General features: G+C 73.7%; 15 protein-coding genes and 2 pseudogenes. 13 read left to right on the top strand and 4 right to left on the bottom strand.

Annotation, left to right across the window (positions count from 1 at the left end; translation table 11 throughout):
* Positions 1 to 2: 2 nt before the first annotated feature.
* Positions 3 to 1,385: an acyltransferase family protein gene (locus ACFQ87_RS03265; protein ID WP_380608852.1), complete on the top strand. Its 1,383-nt coding sequence runs from the start codon at positions 3 to 5 to the stop codon at positions 1,383 to 1,385.
* Positions 1,386 to 1,459: 74 nt separating this feature from the next.
* Here the strand turns inward: ACFQ87_RS03265 and manA are convergent, their stop codons facing one another.
* Positions 1,460 to 2,659, bottom strand: coding sequence for a mannose-6-phosphate isomerase, class I (gene manA, locus ACFQ87_RS03260; protein WP_380608851.1), 1,200 nt, complete (start codon positions 2,657 to 2,659; stop codon positions 1,460 to 1,462).
* 328 nt (positions 2,660 to 2,987) lie between these two features.
* On the opposite strand from manA, the gene ACFQ87_RS03255 reads away from it, so the two are divergent.
* A complete protein-coding gene (locus tag ACFQ87_RS03255; RefSeq protein WP_380608850.1) occupies positions 2,988 to 3,755 on the top strand; it encodes a polyprenol monophosphomannose synthase in 768 nt (255 codons plus the stop codon).
* Between the two features lie 93 nt (positions 3,756 to 3,848).
* Here the strand turns inward: ACFQ87_RS03255 and ACFQ87_RS03250 are convergent, their stop codons facing one another.
* Positions 3,849 to 4,256, bottom strand: coding sequence for a winged helix-turn-helix transcriptional regulator (locus tag ACFQ87_RS03250; protein WP_380608849.1), 408 nt, complete (start codon positions 4,254 to 4,256; stop codon positions 3,849 to 3,851).
* Positions 4,257 to 4,363: 107 nt separating this feature from the next.
* Here ACFQ87_RS03250 and ACFQ87_RS03245 point away from each other — a divergent pair, with 107 nt between their 5' ends.
* From ACFQ87_RS03245 to ACFQ87_RS03195, 11 genes and pseudogenes are all read left to right on the top strand, one after another.
* Positions 4,364 to 5,011, top strand: a complete 648-nt coding sequence (locus ACFQ87_RS03245) for an FMN-dependent NADH-azoreductase (protein ID WP_380608848.1) — start codon at positions 4,364 to 4,366, stop codon at positions 5,009 to 5,011.
* Positions 5,012 to 5,130: 119 nt separating this feature from the next.
* Positions 5,131 to 6,102 (top strand): MBL fold metallo-hydrolase, encoded by a 972-nt coding sequence (locus ACFQ87_RS03240; protein WP_380608847.1) that lies wholly within the window; start codon positions 5,131 to 5,133, stop codon positions 6,100 to 6,102.
* Positions 6,103 to 6,148: 46 nt separating this feature from the next.
* Positions 6,149 to 6,730, top strand: coding sequence for a molybdenum cofactor guanylyltransferase (locus tag ACFQ87_RS03235; RefSeq protein ID WP_380608846.1), 582 nt, complete (start codon positions 6,149 to 6,151; stop codon positions 6,728 to 6,730).
* A gap of 106 nt (positions 6,731 to 6,836) precedes the next feature.
* A pseudogene (locus ACFQ87_RS03230) lies at positions 6,837 to 7,118 on the top strand (DUF6457 domain-containing protein); the annotation flags it as partial.
* Entirely contained in the window at positions 7,115 to 8,323 is a 1,209-nt protein-coding gene (locus tag ACFQ87_RS03225) for a molybdopterin molybdotransferase MoeA (RefSeq protein WP_380608845.1), read from the top strand. The pseudogene ACFQ87_RS03230 and the gene ACFQ87_RS03225, both read left to right, overlap by 4 nt.
* Positions 8,324 to 8,559: 236 nt before the next feature.
* Positions 8,560 to 8,976: pseudogene (locus tag ACFQ87_RS03220) on the top strand (NAD-binding protein); the annotation flags it as partial.
* A gap of 36 nt (positions 8,977 to 9,012) precedes the next feature.
* Entirely contained in the window at positions 9,013 to 9,990 is a 978-nt protein-coding gene (locus ACFQ87_RS03215) for an NAD(P)H-quinone oxidoreductase (RefSeq protein ID WP_380608844.1), read from the top strand.
* A gap of 138 nt (positions 9,991 to 10,128) precedes the next feature.
* The gene (locus tag ACFQ87_RS03210) at positions 10,129 to 10,794 is read left to right on the top strand and encodes a hypothetical protein (protein ID WP_380608843.1); all 666 of its coding nucleotides are present in this window, start codon (positions 10,129 to 10,131) and stop codon (positions 10,792 to 10,794) included.
* A gap of 247 nt (positions 10,795 to 11,041) precedes the next feature.
* A complete protein-coding gene (locus ACFQ87_RS03205) occupies positions 11,042 to 11,656 on the top strand; it encodes a bacterial proteasome activator family protein (RefSeq protein WP_380608842.1) in 615 nt (204 codons plus the stop codon).
* 271 nt (positions 11,657 to 11,927) lie between these two features.
* On the top strand, positions 11,928 to 13,352 hold the full coding sequence (locus tag ACFQ87_RS03200) for a protein kinase (protein WP_380608841.1): 1,425 nt from the start codon (positions 11,928 to 11,930) through the stop codon (positions 13,350 to 13,352).
* Between the two features lie 112 nt (positions 13,353 to 13,464).
* Positions 13,465 to 15,222 (top strand): protein kinase, encoded by a 1,758-nt coding sequence (locus ACFQ87_RS03195; protein WP_380608840.1) that lies wholly within the window; start codon positions 13,465 to 13,467, stop codon positions 15,220 to 15,222.
* Positions 15,223 to 15,227: 5 nt separating this feature from the next.
* Here the strand turns inward: ACFQ87_RS03195 and ACFQ87_RS03190 are convergent, their stop codons facing one another.
* Together ACFQ87_RS03190 and ACFQ87_RS03185 are read right to left on the bottom strand one after the other, a co-directional pair.
* Positions 15,228 to 16,316, bottom strand: coding sequence for a phosphotransferase (locus tag ACFQ87_RS03190; RefSeq protein ID WP_380608839.1), 1,089 nt, complete (start codon positions 16,314 to 16,316; stop codon positions 15,228 to 15,230).
* 65 nt (positions 16,317 to 16,381) lie between these two features.
* Complete coding sequence (locus ACFQ87_RS03185; RefSeq protein ID WP_380608838.1) at positions 16,382 to 17,041, bottom strand: response regulator; 660 nt, start codon at positions 17,039 to 17,041, stop codon at positions 16,382 to 16,384.
* Positions 17,042 to 17,062 lie beyond the last annotated feature (21 nt).

Genomic DNA, 17,062 nt, shown 5'->3' with positions numbered 1-17,062 from the left:
CGGTGAAGCAAATACGACTGTGGTTGCCCGGCAAGCGCGGTGCCGAGCGCGCCCCAGCCGCGGGGTCCAGGCTCGGCTGGCTCGACGCGCTGCGCGGTCTGGCCGCACTGGTGGTGGCGCTGCACCACTTCGGCATCCTCGAAATGCTGCCGTTCGGCGGGGCGGTCTGGAGGCACTTCGACCTCGGCGTGTACGGGGTGATGGTGTTCTTCCTGGTCAGCGGCTACATCATCCCGGCCTCGCTGGAGCGCCGGGGTGACGTGCGCGCGTTCTGGGTGGGGCGCATCTTCCGGATCTACCCGGCGCTGATAGCCACCTACGCGGTGGCCATCATGATCCTGCCCAAGGGCGACGGCTCGGTCGCGCTGTTCCGGACCGGCCACAACCTGATCTCGCTGACGGCCAACGCCACCATGCTCCAGGACATGTTGAACGTGTTCAACGGCATGGGCGTGACCTGGACCCTGACCTACGAGATGGTCTTCTACTTCCTGGTCACCGGCCTGTTCACGCTGGGCTGGCACAAGCGCAGCAGCGTGTTCGCGGTGGGTTTCGCCGCGGTGGGCCTGGTGTTCGGCGGCACGCTCACCGCCGACGTCTTCGGCCACGACATCGACTCCACCCGGCACCTGGTGCTGGCAGCCGCGCTGATCGTGCTGATGGGCTTCGTCTGCATGCTCAGCGGCAACCCGGCGCTCACCCGGCTCGGCGGCCTGCTGGTGGGCACCCTGGCCGCCGTGCTGCTGTTCACCAACAGCCGGGCGCCCGTCTTCGAGACCCTGCTGATCTTCGCCACGATGTTCGCCGGCACGGTGCTCTACCGGGTCGAGCACGGGCAGATCGACCGGATACAGGGCTGGTTGGTCTGCGGCTTCGTGGTGGTCTCCGGCGTGGCCATCGGCTGGATGTACAACCGCAACGGCATGGAGAACAACACCTGGAACTCGGGCTGGATCGCGTGGTCCACGTCCTACACCGGGGCCTGGGCGACCTTCCTCGGCGCGATGGCGCTGCGCAAGCGGCGCTTCCCGAAGGCGATGACCTGGCTCGGCGCGGTGAGCTTCTCGCTGTACCTGCTGCACGTCCACCTGCTGCACACGATCGGCCCGATGGTCGGCGTCCCGCCGAGGCCCACCACGACGGGGGCCAAGGTGCTCTGGACGGCCGAGTTCCTGACCGTGTCGCTGGTGGCCGCCTACCTGATGTACCGGCTGGTGGAGCTGCCGTTCCAGAAGCTCGGCCGGAAGGCGCTGAAGACGCTCGAACGGGTCCTGCCGGCACCGCCGGCCCAGCCCGCGCCCGCGGTACCGGCCCAGGACGCACCGGCCCCGGCGGCTCCGGCCGAGCCGAAGGTCCCCGCCGAGGCGGGTTCGCGCAGCGGCTGAGCGGCTCGCCGCAGACATCGAAGGCCCGCACCCCGGACGGGGTGCGGGCCTTCGCGTCGGTCCGGGGCTCCGGGTCAGATGCTGACGGTGGCCCGGAAGAGGGTGCTGTCCGTGCCGGCGAGGCGGGTCGGGGCGCCGGTGGCCGGGAGGAAGGCCGACTGGCCGCGGGCGAGGTCCAGGGCGGTGCCGTCGGCGGCGGTGAGCCGTACCGCGCCCTCGGTGCAGAGCAGGATCTGCGGGGTGCGGCCGTCGATCTCGCGCTCGACGCCGTCCAGCTCGAAGCGGGAGAGCCGGAACTCGTCGATCGGGACGGGGTAGAGCTGCTCGCCGGGAGTCGCCGCGACCGGGACGGGACGGACGACCCGGGCCGCGTCGGGCTCAAAGACGACGACCTTCAGCAGCTCCGGCACGTCGATGTGCTTGGGGGTGAGACCGGCCCGCAGCACGTTGTCCGAGTTGGCCTGCAGTTCGACGCAGACGCCGGACAGGTAGGCGTGCGGCACCCCGGCGCCCAGGTAGAGCGCCTCGCCGGCGCGCAGTCGGACGTGGTTGAGCAGGAAGGCGGCGATCAGGCCGCGGTCCTCCGGGAAGTCCTTGGCGATCCGGGCGTACGGGGCGTAGTCCCGGTCCGGGGCGCCGTCGTCGCTCTCCGCCAGCGCCTGGGCCGTCTCCCGGGCGACCCGTTCGGCGGTCCGGTCGTCCATGGTGAGGACGGCGGCCAGGGCTCCGCGCAGCGCCTCGGCCTCGTCCTCGACGGACAGCAGGTCGATCAGCGGGGCGTGCCCGGGCACCGAGAGCCCGGCCATCAGCCCGGCCGCCTCGGCGGGCCGGCGGAAGCCGCACAGGCCCTCGAACTCGCCCAGGGCGCAGACCATTTCGGGCTTGTGGTTGTCGTCGCGGTAGCTGCGCTCGGGGGCGTCCAGCGAGATCCCGAGGGCGTTCTCGGCGGCGAAGCCGACCCGGGCCTGGTCCAGCGTGGGGTGCGCCTGGATGGACAGCGGGATGCCCGCGGCGAGCACCTTGAACAGGAACGGCAGGGTCGGGCCGAACCTGGCCACGCTGGCCGCGCCGAGCTCTCCCTCGGGGTCGGCCGCGATCAGCTCGTCCAGCCGCCGCGGGCCCTCGCCGCGGTCGGCGCGGGACGGGTCGCCGGGGTGGGCGCCCATCCACAGCTCGGCCTGCGGTTCGCCGGTCGGCTGCTGCCCCAGCAGCTCGGGCAGGGCCGTGAGAGACCCCCAGGCATACGGGCGGACGGTGTTGACGAGCCTGTCCATACGCGCGGTCCTACTCCTTCGCTGTCTGGGCGGGTCTGCCGGATCGCCGGGGCGGGCCCGGCGGTGCGGGGGGTCCGGGCACGGGCAAGGGCATCGACCCTAGCCCACCTGCCGCACCCACGGGGAAACGGTGGTCATCCGGTGGGAGTGCCGTGGTCGGACCGGTGGTTCCCGGGCGCGGTAGTAGGATGCCAGGACGCAGTAGTCCCCGCCCCGCACAGCATTCTCCACCGTGGTCAACCCCTCGGCGGGCTGTCGGCGGGACCGCGTTCCAGAGTGCGGGCGACGGTGTTCTGATACTCCCCGCCATCGGCCGAGAGGTTTGTACGTGACCGTGAACCAGCAGAGTTTTGCTGATCTCGGCAGGGTCCTGGTGATCATTCCGACCTACAACGAGGCGGAGAACGTCGAGCGGATCGTCGGCCGGGTCCGCGCCTCGGTGCCCGAGGCGCACGTGCTGGTGGCCGACGACAACAGCCCCGACGGCACCGGCGAGCTGGCCGACAAGCTGGCCGCCGAGGACCAGAACGTGCACGTCATGCACCGCAAGGGCAAGGAGGGCCTGGGCGCCGCCTACCTCGCGGGCTTCCGCTGGGGCATCGACAACGGCTACGACGTCCTGGTCGAGATGGACGCGGACGGCTCGCACCAGCCCGAGGAGCTGGACCGGCTGCTGGGCGCGCTGCGCGGCGCCGACCTGGTGCTCGGCTCGCGCTGGGTGCCGGGCGGCCGGGTGGTGAACTGGCCGAAGTCGCGGCTGCTGCTCTCGCGCGGCGGCTCCACCTACTCGCGGCTGATGCTGGGCGTGCCGATCCGGGACGTCACCGGCGGCTACCGGGCCTTCCGCAAGGAGACCCTGCTGGGGCTGGGCATGGACCAGGTGGCCTCGGCCGGGTACTGCTTCCAGGTCGACCTGGCCTGGCGCACGGTGAAGGCCGGGTTCAAGGTCGCCGAGGTGCCGATCACCTTCGTCGAGCGCGAGCTGGGCGCGTCCAAGATGAGCCGCAGCATCGTGATCGAGGCGCTCTGGCGGGTCACCTCCTGGGGTGTCGCCGACCGGGTGGCCCGACTGCGTGGTCGTGTGACCAAGCGCTGAGTCCTGGGCGAAGGGCCCGTCCGCCGGTTTCCGGCGGGCGGGCCCTTCGTCGTGTCCGGGGGCTTTCGGTGGCTGCGGCCCGAGCCGGTCAGGTCAGCAGCCGCCCTTGAGGGCGCTCTCCGGCAGGTAGCGGTCGGCCCAGACGGCCAGCTCGGTGAGTGCGGGCTTCAGCGCGATGCCGCCCTCGGTGAGTCGGTAGCTGACCCGCAGCGGCGGGCCCGCGTCGACCTCGCGGACGAGCATCCCGGCCTCGGCCAGCTCGGACAGCCGGTCGGAGAGCATCCGCTCGCTGATGCCCGGGACCGCGCGGCGCAGCTCGGAGAAGTAGGCCGGGCCGCTCTGGGCGAGCACGCCCAGCAGCAGGCCGGTCCAGCGCTTCCCGAGCAGGGTGAAGACCCGGGTGAGGGCCAGCTCGACGTTGGTGCACCCGCCCTGTCCCCCGGCGCCGCACGCCTCCACGGCGGTGGGCGCCCCATCGGTCACTACCTCGTGCTCGGCCATGGCATCCAGACTACTCGACCTGTCACTAGTGACTGCAGAAAAGTAAGCTGCTACGGTACTTGCAGCTGCGGCGAAAATAGCAGCTACTTATTCTCTGGAGGTCCCTCATGCCCACGCTTCTGCACATCGACTCCTCCGCGGTCGCCGACGGCTCCGTCTCCCGCGAGGTCACGGCCGCCTTCCGGGCCGCCTGGCTGGCCGAGCACCCCGAGGGCACGGTGATCTACCGGGACCTCGCCGTCGACCAGATCCCGCACCTGGACGTCCACGGCATCACCGGCGGGTTCGTCCCGGCCGAGGGCCGCAGTGCCGAGCAGAGCGCCGCCTTCGCGCTGCGCGACGAGCTGATGGCCGAGCTGGAGGGCGCCGACGCCGTGCTGATCGGCACCCCGATGTACAACTTCACGATCCCGTCGACCCTGAAGGCCTGGCTGGACCAGGTGATCCTGGTCGGCCGCACGGCCGGCGAGGAGCCCTCCGCCAAGGGCACCCTGGTCACCGTGGTCGCCGCCCGCGGCGGCTCGTACGCGCCCGGCGCCCCGCGCGAGCCGTACGAGTTCGTCACCACCTACCTGGAGAAGGTGCTGACCGGCATGCTCGGGCTGGAGGTCGACTTCATCGTCCCGGAGTTCACCTTGGCTGGGACCGTCCCGGCGATGGCCGACTTCGTGCCGAAGGCCGCCGAGTCCAAGGCGCAGGCGCTGGAGCAGGCCGCCCGCCGCGGCAAGGAGACCGCCGCCCGCGCCGCGGTGTGAGCCGCGTGAGCCGCGTTTGAAGGCGCGCCCCGCCGGGCGCGCCTTCCGCGCGATCGGCCGCCGGTACTCCCATGCTGTAGGGCGCAGGGAGTCCGACCGCCGACCAGAGGGAGCAACCCGTGACGTCGTCCCCGCCCGAGGAGAGCGCCGGCGCGGAACGGGTGGACGGAGAGCCCGCTGCGACCGATCCCGCGGTGGCCGCCGCCGCCGCGCAGGTCGAGCGGCCCGCGCGGCCGCTGGAGGTCGCCGTCTTCACCGGCCCCGAGTCGGCCTTCTTCACCACCTCCACGCTGATCCTCGGCGAGCGGACCGCGATCCTGGTGGACGCCCAGCTCACCCGCAGCGCAGGGCGGGAACTGGCCGAGTGGGTCGCGGGCAAGGGCCGCCGGCTGCTCGCCATCGTGGTCACCCACCAGCACCCCGACCACTACTTCGGCGCCGAGGAGGTGCTGAGGCTCTTCCCGGACGCCCAGCTGCTGGCCGCGCCGGCGGTGGTCGAGGGCATCCGGCGTACCGTCGCCGCCAAGGTCGCGCAGTGGAAGCCCGTGTACGGCGACGACATCCCCGACCACCCGCTGGTCCCGGCCCCGCTGCTGCCGCAGCCGCTGATGCTCGACCGCCAGGTGATCCCGGTGCTGCTGCTCGGCCAGGCCGACTGCGGGGAGTCCTCGGTCGTCCACGTGCCCAGCATCCGGACCGTGATCGCCGGGGACTTCGTCGGCAACGGCACCCACGTGTGGACCGCCGACACCACCCCGGCCCAGCGCACCACCTGGGGGCACAACCTCGGCCGGATCGCCGACCTCGGGGTGGACCGGGTGATCGCCGGACACCGCGCCCCCGAGCAGGGCGACGACGCGGCCCGGGTGCTCGCCTTCACCGGGGAGTACCTGCAGGACTTCGACCGGGCGCTGGCCGCGCACCCGGCCGACCCGGAGGCGCTGGTCACGGCGATGAACGAGCGGTACGGGGAGCTGACCCTGCCGTCCTTCCTGGAGCTGGGCGCGGCGGCGAACACCGCCCGGGCGGCGGCGGAGGCGGAGGACGGGATCATCGACGCGGAGATCGTCGAGGACGACCCGGCCGAGTAGGGCCCGGTCGAGTAGGGCCCGGCACGGCCGGGCGGATACTGGCCGCATGACTCCGTACGACGTGATCGTCCCCGCGGGTGGGGCCGCCCGCCGCCTCGGCGGGGTCGACAAGCCCGGTCTGACCGTGGGGGAGGCCACCCTGCTCGACCGGGTGCTCGCCGCCTGCGCGGGCGCCCGCACCACCGTGGTGGTCGGCCCCGCCCGGCCGACCGCGCGCGATGGGGTCCGCTGGACCAGGGAGCAGCCGCCCGGCGGCGGGCCGGTCGCCGCCGTCGCGGCCGGGCTCGACCTGGTCACCGCGGACACCGTGCTGCTGCTCGCCGCCGACCTGCCCTTCCTGGACCGGCGGACGGTGGACCGGCTGGTCGGCGCCCTCGACGCGGCCGCCCCGACCGTGGCGGCCACCGTCCTGGTCGACGCCGGCGGGCGCGAGCAGCCGCTCGCCGCCGCCTACCGGACCGCCCCGCTGCGGGCCGCGCTGGCCGGGCTCGGCGATCCGGACGGGCTGCCGCTGCGCCGGCTCGTCGGAGGGCTGTCCCGGCTGCTGGTGGCCGACACCGACAACGTCGCGTACGACTGCGACACCTGGGAGGACCTGGAGCAGGCCCGGGAGCGGGAGAAGTCCTGAGGGTTCGCCGCGCGGCGGTCGGCGGGGACCTCACGGGGTCCGTCGTCGGCCCGTGAGGGAAACGACGCGCCTTGCACACGGGGTGAACACCTCGGGGAAACCGCCGATCAGGCAGCATGGGCGCATGGAGCGCACGCTGGAAGACTGGATCGCCGAGGTCAAGGCCGACCTCGGCATCGACCTGGACGTGGACGTCCGGGGCCTGCTCGACATGGCCCGGGTGGTCGCGCACGGGGTCGCCCGGCCGGCCGCGCCGCTGACCGCCTTTCTGATCGGCTACGCGGCCGCGCAGCAGGGCGGCGGGTCGCAGGCCGTGGCCGAGGTGTCCCGCCGGACCACGGCGCTCGCCGAGAGCTGGAGCGCCGCCGCCGGGCCGGGCGAGCCGTGAGCGCGGTCGGGCAGCCCACCGTGGCCGCCCCGTCCACCGGCCCCGGCCTGCTGAGCTGGCCGCAGGCCCGGGAGGCCGCGCGTCGGGCCGGACTGCGCCCGCTGCCGGTGGTCGGGCTGCCGCTGGCCGAGACGCTCGGCCACACCCTCGCCGAACCGCTGGGCGCGCTGACCGACCTGCCCGCCTTCGACACCTCGGCGATGGACGGCTGGGCGGTCGCCGGTCCCGGGCCCTGGCGGGTCGCCGGGCGGGTGCTGGCCGGCCGCACCGAGGTGACGCCGCTGGCCGACGGCAGCGCCGTCGAGATCGCCACGGGGGCCCAACTTCCGCCCGGCGCCACCGCCGTACTGCGCCGCGAGCACGGTCGGACGGACGGCGCGCTGCTACGCGACTGCGGCCCGCAGCCGCTGACCACCGGTCAGGACGTCCGCCCGCGCGGCCAGGAGTGCCGCCGGGGCGAGGAGTTGCTACCGGCCGGGGCGGTGGTCGGCCCGGCGGTGCTCGGCCTGGCCGCCGCCTGCGGCCACGACCGGCTCGCCGTCCGCCGCCGTCCGGTGGTCCAACTGCTGGTGCTGGGCGACGAGTTGCTCGACTCCGGGATACCAGGGCCGGGGCTGGTCCGGGACGCGCTCGGTCCGCTTCTGCCGCCCTGGTTGCGGGCAGCCGGTGCAGAGGTGGCCGAAGTCCGCTGTGTCCGCGACGACTTCGGGCTGCTGCGGGACGCGCTGCGGCACTCCACCGCCGACGTCGTGGTGACCACCGGCGGGACGGCCGCCGGGCCGGTGGACTTCCTGCACCGGGCGCTCGCCGAGTCCGGTGCCCGGCTGCTGGTGGACGGCGTCGCCGTGCGGCCCGGGCACCCCATGCTGCTCGCCGAACTCCCCGGCGGGCGCCACCTGGTGGGCCTGCCGGGCAACCCGCTGGCCGCGGTCGCCGGGATGGTCACGCTCGCCCTGCCGCTGCTGCACGCCCGCGGCGGGCGGTCCGTCGCCGCCCCCGCACTCGCGCCGGCGGCCGTGCTGCTGCCCGGGCACCCGGTGGACACCCGGCTGCAGCCGGTGCGGCGCACCGTCGAGGGGGTCGTACCGCTCGCCTTCGACGGGCCCGCGATGCTGCGCGGCCTGGCCCGGGCGGAGGCGCTGGCCGTGGTCCCGCCCGGCGGGGCGGCGGCCGGGCAGACCGTCGAGCTGGTGGAGGCGCCGTGAGCGAGCGATGGGGGCGCCCCTGGCCGGAGGCCGGGGAAGAGCTCACCATCGGGAGGTGCGGGTGAGCGAGCGAACCATCAAGAGGTGCGCGTGGGCGCATGAGCCGGTTGCGGCGCATCTCGGCGCCGGGGACCGAGCCGTGGGCGGACGCCGGGATCGTGCTGCCGCCCGGCGTACCGCGCCGGCGCTGCGGCAGGTCGGCTCGCGGCTGCTGCTGGCGCTGCCGTCCTGGTCCGCCCGAGCGGGACGACACCGCCGTGCTGATCACCCTGACGGCGCGGCAGTTGAACAAGGCCGCCACCGTGGTCGCGGCGGTGCGGGAGGACGAGAACGCGCCGCTGCTGCGGCAGAGCGGCGCCGACATCGTGGTCACCAGCTCCAGTTCGGCCGGGCGGTTGCTCGGGCTGTCGATGCTCAGCCCGCACGCCGGAGCGGTGATGGAGGACCTGCTGACGTACGGGAACGGGCTGGACGTGGTGGAGCGGCCGGTCACCCGGGCCGAGGCCGGGCACAGTCCGCGCGAGTGCGCGGACCTGGTGGTCGCGGTGGCCCGGGGCCGGCGGGTGCTCAACTACACCGAGCCGGAGACCGCCGTGCTGCAGCTGACCGATCGGGTGATCGTCATCAAGTCGACCGGCCGCGGGAGGGCCTGACCCCCGAACTGCCGTGAGGCGCAGTAGGTTCGGGGCATGTATGCGATGACGATTCCCGTACCCGGCGGCCCCGAGGCGCTGGTGTGGGCCGAGGTGCCCGACCCGGTGCCCGGCGAGGGCGAGGTCCTGGTCGAGGTGGCGGCCACCGCCGTCAACCGGGCCGACCTGCTTCAGCGGCAGGGCTTCTACAACCCGCCGCCCGGCGCCTCGCCCTACCCGGGGCTGGAGTGCGCCGGGCGGATCGTCGCGCTCGGGCCGGGGGTGTCCGGCTGGGCGGTCGGCGACGAGGTGTGCGCGCTGCTGGCCGGCGGCGGGTACGCGCAGCGGGTCGCGGTGCCGAGCGGGCAGCTGCTGCCGATGCCGAAGGGGCTGAGCGCGGAGCAGGCCGCGGCACTGCCGGAGGTGGCCTGCACGGTCTGGTCCAACGTGTTCCTCACGGCCCACCTGCGGCCCGGTGAGACGGTGCTGCTGCACGGCGGCGCGAGCGGCATCGGAACGATGGCGATCCAGCTGGCCAAGGCGGTCGGCGCGCGGGTCGCGGTGACGGCGGGCAGCGCGGAGAAGCTGGCCCGGTGCGTCGAGCTGGGCGCGGACATCGCGATCGACTACCGCGAGCAGGACTTCGTCGAGGTGCTCCGGGAGGCCACCGACGGGGCCGGGGCGGACGTGATCCTGGACATCATGGGCGCCAAGTACCTGCAGCGGAACGTGGACGCGCTGGCGGTCAACGGACGGCTGGTGATCATCGGGCTGCAGGGCGGGGTGAAGGGCGAGCTCGACCTCAACGCGCTGCTGCGCAAGCGGGCGGCGGTGATCGCCACCAACCTGCGCGGGCGGCCGCTGGCGGAGAAGGCGGCGATCGTGGCGGCGGTGCGGGAGCACGTGTGGCCGCTGGTCGAGTCCGGCGTGGTGAAGCCGGTGGTGGACCGGGTGCTGCCGCTGGTCGAGGCCGGTGCGGGGCACCGGGTGCTGGAGGCGGGGGAGCAGGTCGGGAAGGTCGTGCTGAAGGCCTGAGGGGCGGGTCCGCGGGGCGGCGGGGTGGCCCGGGGTGTCTGAAATGCCACATTAGTCGGAATGTGTGAGGCTGGTCCGGAGCTGTCTCGCCGCCGACCCCGCCCCCGGGCGCGGTCGGCCGTCGGAAGGACTCCGACCGTGGCCGCATCATTCCACTCACCCCTCGGGCCGCTGCCCGCCGCGCCGCACCACCGTCGTACCCACCAAACCCAGAGGCTGCTCGCGGCGGCCGTGCTGGGGCTGATGCTCCCGCTGGCCGCCGCGACGACGGCCGCCGCGACGACGACCGTCGCGGGGACCCTGTCGGACACCGGGCTGAGCGTCGGGGCGGAGCCCTCGGCCGCACGGCCGCAACATCAGGGGCCCAGGTCGCGCCGGGCCGCCGGCGACTTCCCCCGGGCCCATCACCACCGCCTGGCCTCGGCGCCGGAGCGTCCCGGCGCGGTGGTCGAGCAGGCGCCGGACCGGGTGCCGGACCGGGCCGTCCAGCAGCCTCCCGCGCAGGCCCCGGGCCAGAGCGTCGAGCAGGCCCCCGACCAGGCCCCCGACCAGGCCCAGGCCCAGGACCACAGCGTCGAGGCCGACCAGCCGGACAGCGACGCGGGCGCCCCGGCCCCCGCCGACCCCACCGCCCCGGACGCCGTCACGGGGACCTCCGACCAGCCCGTCGCAGCCGCCGCCGTCCCCGCCGTCCTCCCGGCGCGCTGGCAGGACCCCTCCACCCTCCAGCTCCCCCTGGGCGTCGGCCTCGGCCTGATCGGCTGCGGCCTCGGCCTGATCGGCCTCCGCCTGCGGAAAGGCTGAACCGGGACCCGCTCCGGCCCGTCGAGAGCACCCCTCCGACCCCGCCGGGGTGGAGGTTCGGTGCGGGTTCCGGGGTGGGCTCCTGGGGGACGTGCGGCGGGAGTCGGTCGGAGCGGGGCGGGAACTGAGTATCCGTACGGATTCCCGCGCGGGGCGTGGGAGCGTACCGTCGTGACGGGGCGGCGCAGGACGGCGGGACGAACGGGGGCTTCCGCCCGACCAACCCCAGTGAGAGAGAATGTTGTTCATGACGAATCCGATGAACGAGCGCTCGTCGCAGGAGCCCTTCCGGGCCGCCGGCGGGCAGTCGCAGGACGGCCAGAAGGTGCTGATCGTCGGACCGGACGGGCTGCCGGTGGGCCAGGGGTTCGCCGGGCCGGCGGGAGACGGGGACGACGAGGGCGACCTCCCGCGTGAGCTCCCGGTGACCGAGATGGTCGAGCAGCCCGCCAAGGTCATGCGCATCGGCAGCATGATCAAGCAGCTGCTGGAGGAGGTCCGGGCCGCGCCTCTCGACGAGGCCAGCCGGGCCCGGTTGAAGGACATCCACGCCAGCTCGATCAAGGAGCTGGAGCTCGGGCTGGCTCCGGAGCTGGTCGCCGAGCTGGAGCGGCTGTCGTTGCCGTTCACCGAGGACAGCATCCCGACCGAGGCCGAGCTGCGGATCGCCCAGGCCCAGCTGGTGGGCTGGCTGGAGGGCCTGTTCCACGGCATCCAGACCGCCCTGTTCGCCCAGCAGATGGCCGCGCGAGCCCAGCTGGAGCAGATGCGCCGCGCCCTGCCGCCCGGTCTGCACGGCGGCGAGCCGGACGAGGAGGACCCGGGTCACGGCCGCGGCATCCGTTCCGGCCCCTACCTGTAGGCCGCAGCCTGTAGGCCGTCGCCGGGACCGGACGTACCGCGACGATCCGCCCCGGGCCGCAGCGTCGTGGAAGGGCGCCGACGGCCCGGGGCCAGGATCGGCCCTGCACCGATCACCGTCGGCGAGAGCCGATACCCTGACCCCTGTCGCTGGCCGGTCGAGCCGCCGCGACAGGGGTCCGCCAGGCCAGCGGGCCGGGCCCACCACGCACGGACGAGACCGAACGTCACGGCTGCGGCAGCACGGCCGCGCCGAGGGGGAGCAGAGGACCATGAGCGAGCACGGCAACGCGGCGGTCGAGGGCTTCTCCCTGGGCAACGGCCGCTATGTGCTGCAGCGGCTGCTGGGTGAGGGCGGCATGGCCTCCGTGCACCTCGCGTACGACAGCGTGCTCGACCGGCAGGTCGCGCTGAAGAGCATGCACAGCGAGCTGGGCCGGGACGACTCGTTCAAGGAGCGGTTCCGCCGCGAGGCCCAGGCGGTGGCGCGGCTGGAGCACCCCAACATCGTCACGGTGTACGACAGCGGCGAGGACGTCGCCCCGGACGGCTCCAGCACGCCGTACATCGTCATGCAGCTGATCGACGGCATGGGCCTGCGCGAGACGATCAACGAGGCGGTCGCCCAGTACGGCGCGGTGCCCACCGAGGAGGCCCTGAAGGTCACCGTCGGCGTGCTGAACGCGCTGGAGGCCTCGCACGACATGGGCCTGGTGCACCGCGACATCAAGCCCGGCAACGTCATGTTCGACCGCAAGGGCAATGTCAAGGTCATGGACTTCGGCATCGCCCGGGCGCTGGAATCCGGCGTCACGTCGATGACCCAGACCGGCATGGTGGTCGGCACCCCGCAGTACCTCTCGCCCGAGCAGGCGCTCGGCAAGCCGGTGGACGCCCGCTCCGACCTCTACTCGGTCGGCGTGATGCTCTTCGAGATGCTCACCGGCCAGCTGGTCTTCGACGGCGACTCGGCCTTCTCGATCGCCTACAAGCACGTCCAGGAGGAGCCGCCGGCGCCCTCCAGCCTCAACCGCTCGATCACCCCGGCCGTGGACGCCTACGTCGCCCAGGCGCTGCGCAAGGACCCGGCGCACCGCTTCCAGAGCGCGGCCGCGATGCGGGACGAGGCGGAGCGGCTGATCGCGGAGCTGAAGGGCGGGGGCGGACACTCGCTCCAGGCGAGCACCCCGCTGATGATCAACGAGGGCCCGCGCTCGGTGCACGCCGCGCCGCAGGCCCCGCAGACCCCTCATCCCTTCCCTCAGCAGCCGCAGTACCAGACGCCGCCGCCCGCCTACCAGACCCCGGCCCCGCAGGCCCCGCACACGCCGCACCCCCAGTACCTCCAGCAAGGGGGGCAGCCGCAGTACCGGACGCCGCCGCCCGCCTACCAGACGCCGCGTCCGCAGGCCCCGCAGCCGCAGTTCCACCAGCAAGGCGGGCAGCGGCCGATGCACACCCCGGTGCCGCAGCCGATGCCGCCGTACCAGCAGCCGAAGCCCAACAGCGGCGGCTGCTCCACGGCGTTCGTGGTCGTCGCGATCATCGTCGGTGTGCTGGTGCTGGCCGGCATCATCATCGCGATCGTGGTGAACAACGCGCAGGACAAGACCAAGAGCAAGTTCGGCGGGCACGCAGCGCGGCCGGCCTCGGTGCTGGTGCTGGACCAGCCGACCGGCCGGAATGGCCTGCTCTGACGGTTTCCGGCAGGTTCGGGCTGTCACGGGTGCGCGCCGGAAGCGGTAGCGTTCGGGGATACGTAAGCGACAGGGCACCGCGATTCCGAGCGAACGCCCGGGGCGAGGAGCGATGGCACAGACGCAGCAGCCGGACGACGACGCGGGTGCCCGAGCGGACGGACGGACCGGCGGGACGCCGAGGATTTCCGGGCCGGGCGACGAAGCCGCGACCTCCGCGCTGCCGCCGTTCGGCCGGAGCGGGCCGCAGACCCCCGGCCGCGGCACCGCCGCCCCGCTGGGCACGGTCGGCGACGGCCGCTACCGGCTGACCCACCGGCTCGGCCGCGGCGGCATGGCCGAGGTCTTCGCCGCCGAGGACGTGCGGCTGGGCCGCACCGTCGCGGTCAAGTTGCTCCGCGGCGAGCTGGCCCAGGACGACGTCGCCCGACTGCGCTTCACCCGCGAGGCACACGCCGTCGCGGCGCTGAACCACCACTCGATCGTCTCGGTCTACGACACCGGCGAGGAGTACGTCGGGGACGAGTCCACGCCGTACATCGTGATGGAGCTGGTCGAGGGCCGGACCGTCCGCGAGCTGCTGGTGGACGAGGAGGCGCCGCCGGTCGACCAGGCGCTGATCATCATCGCCGGGGTGCTGGAGGCGCTGGCCTACAGCCACCGGAACGGCATCGTGCACCGCGACATCAAGCCCGCCAACGTGAGCATCACCAACGCCGGCGCGGTCAAGGTGATGGACTTCGGCATCGCCCGGGCGCTGACCGGCGGGGCCACCACGATGACCCAGACCGGCATGGTCATGGGCACCCCGCAGTACCTGTCGCCCGAGCAGGCGCTCGGCAAGGCGGTCGACCACCGCTCCGACCTGTACGCGGCCGGCTGCATGCTCTACGAGCTGCTCACGCTGCGCCCGCCGTTCACCGGCGACACCCCGCTCTCGGTGGTCTACCAGCACGTCCAGGACCCGCCGGTGCCGCCCTCGCAGGCCAACAGCCGGGTGCCGGTCGGGCTGGACGCGCTGGTGCTGCGCTCGCTCGCCAAGAACCCGGACGACCGCTTCCAGGACGCCGACGAGTTCCGCGCCCACGTGCAGCACGCGCTGCGCGAGATGCACGGCGCGGCCGGGGCCGGCTGGGTCGGCGCGGCCACCGACACCGGTGCCACCCAGGTGCTCCGCCCGGACCAGTCGGCGGCCACCCAGGCCTTCGGTGCGGTCGGCGCGAGTGACCAGACCTCCGTGCTGCCGTACTCGACGGGCGGCCCGCACACCCCCTCCTCGCCCTACCCGGCGGTCGGCGGCCCGTACGGCGGCGGTGGCGGCGAGGACGACGGCGACCACGGCGACCACGGCTCGGGCCGTCGGCGCGGGCCCTGGGGCTGGGTGGTCGGCGGGATCGCCGTGCTGCTCGCGGCCGGTGCCGGGATCGCCTTCGCGCTCAGCGGCGGCACCGACATCAACAAGACGAACACGCCGAACACGCCCGCCCCGGTGGTCAGCGCCACCGAGACGAGCACGCCGACCCAGAGCGGCCAGGCGAGCCCGTCGCCGTCCGTCCCCGGCAGCCGGCGGCCGCAGCAGCCGACCGACAACGGTAGCTACACCGGCAACAGTGGTGGCTACAACAACGTGTCGCCGTCGCCGAATTCGGGCAAGCACACGCCGACCGCGACGCCGACCCAGACGGTGACGTCGACGCCCACCCACGTCCCCACGGCCACCTCGACGGGGACCGGCGGGCCGACCTCGGCGCCGACGACCCCGAGTTCGGGCGGCGGTGGCAACACGGGTACCTCGAACCCGGCGCCGCCGACCTCCAAGCCGACCGGTGGCGGTGGTGGCACCGTGCCGCCGCCGGTGACGACCGGCTGACGGGCTCAGTTGGCGAAGGCGTCCAGGACCTGCTCGTACTCCTGGCACCACCACGCCAACTGGCCCGCCGAGGCGGGGTAGAGCGGGTCGGCCCGGTGGTCGGCCCGCTGGTAGCGCCACTGCAGCATCCAGAAGTCGTTCAGCCGCTCCCACCAGACCCGGTGGACGGCGGCGGCCAGGTGCTCGGCGGTGGCGGCCCCGGAGGCCCGGTAGGCCTGTGAGTAGCGGCGGACCCGGACCAGGTCGAGGGTGCCGGTGGTCCGGTCGTTGAAGAGCAGCGTGGCGCCGCGGACGGCCTCCTCGGCGCGCGGCTGGGGGCCGAGCTTGTCCCAGTCCAGGACGGCCGCGACCCGGTCGCCGTCGTACAGCAGGTTGAGGCCGTGGAAGTCGCCGTGGGTCCAGCCGGTGGGCGGGGCGGCCTGCGGGTCGGGACGGCGGTGGGCGTGGTCGGCGAGCAGTTCCAGCCGTTCGTCGAGCCGTTGTTCGACCAGGGCGTCCAGTTCGCCGTACGGGCGGTGCTCGCGGGCGTGGCGGCGCAGTTCGCGGGCGAGTTCGGCGCTGTCGAGGGGGTCGGCGCTGCGGTAGCCGGCGGGTTGGTCGAGGGGGGTGCAGACGTCGTCGAGCGCGCCGTGCAGTCGGCCGAGCAGCGCGCCGAGCGCGTCGCACCGCGGCAGGGGGAGCTCCGTACCGTGCTGGTGTCGGCCATCGACCCAGGGGAAGAGCGCGAACAGTCGGCCGCCCAGGCCGGCCACCGTGCCGGCGCGTTCGGTGCAGGTCAGCGGGGGTGAGACGGGCAGCCCGAGGGCGTGCAGGTCGGTCATCGCGCGGTGGTGGGCGAGGATCTTCGGACGGTTGGCGGTGGCGGCGTCGACGTAGCACTTCAGGAAGTAGGCCCCGGCCTCGGTGGTGACCCGGTAGCCCCGGTTCAGCAGGCCTTCGGCGACCGGCTCGGCGGTCAGCAGCCGCCCCACCCGGTAGCGGGCCAGGACCTCGTCGAGTGCGCTGCGCGGGACGGGCGGACTGAGGGTCCCTATCGGCGGGGCGGAGAGGTCGGGGCGGGCCGGGGCGCAGGCGAGGGTCTGGCTGAAAGTCACGTGCAGAGGTTATGGCCCCCTGGTGGGGGCCCTTGACAAACAGTCAGATGTGTGAAGTGGCCGGATCAGTACTGATGGTCGGCCTGGTGCCGCGCCACGAAGGCGGCCGCCTGGGTGCGCCGCTCCATGCCCATCTTGGCGAGCAGACTGGAGACGTAGTTCTTCACCGTCTTCTCGGCCAGGTGCAACTCGTTGCCGATCTGACGGTTGGTCATCCCCTCGCCGATCAGATCGAGGATCCGCCGCTCCTGCTTGGTGAGTTGGGACAGTCGCTCGTCCTCCTTCTCGCCGCCGTCGCGCAGCCGGGCGAGCACCCGGCTGGTGGCGACCGGGTCGAGCAGCGAGCGGCCGGCCGCGACGTCCCGGACGGCGGTGATCAGGTCGGTGCCGCGGATCGCCTTCAGGACGTAGCCGGAGGCGCCCGCCATGATCGAGTCGAACAGCGCCTCGTCGTCCGAGAAGGAGGTCAGCATCAGGCACTTGATCTCGGGCAGCCGGGAGCGGACCTCGCGGCAGACCTCGACCCCGTTGCCGTCCGGCAGCCGGACGTCGAGCACCGCGACGTCGGGGTGGACCGCCGGGATCCGGGTGAGCGCCTCGGCGGCCGTGCCGGCCTCGCCGACCACCTCGATGTCGTCCTCGACCGAGAGCAGGTCGTGCACGCCCCGTCGGACGACCTCGTGGTCGTCGAGCAGGAACACCCTGATTTGTCCGTTATCAGTCACACCCAAAGCCTCCCATATCGC

Origin of the sequence: Kitasatospora sp. NPDC056531 (assembly GCF_042794375.1) — a bacterium.
In the GTDB taxonomy this organism is placed as follows: Bacteria; Actinomycetota; Actinomycetes; order Streptomycetales; family Streptomycetaceae; genus Kitasatospora.
Note: the sequence above shows the minus strand (reverse complement) of the source record. Positions and strands in the feature narration are given on the sequence as shown.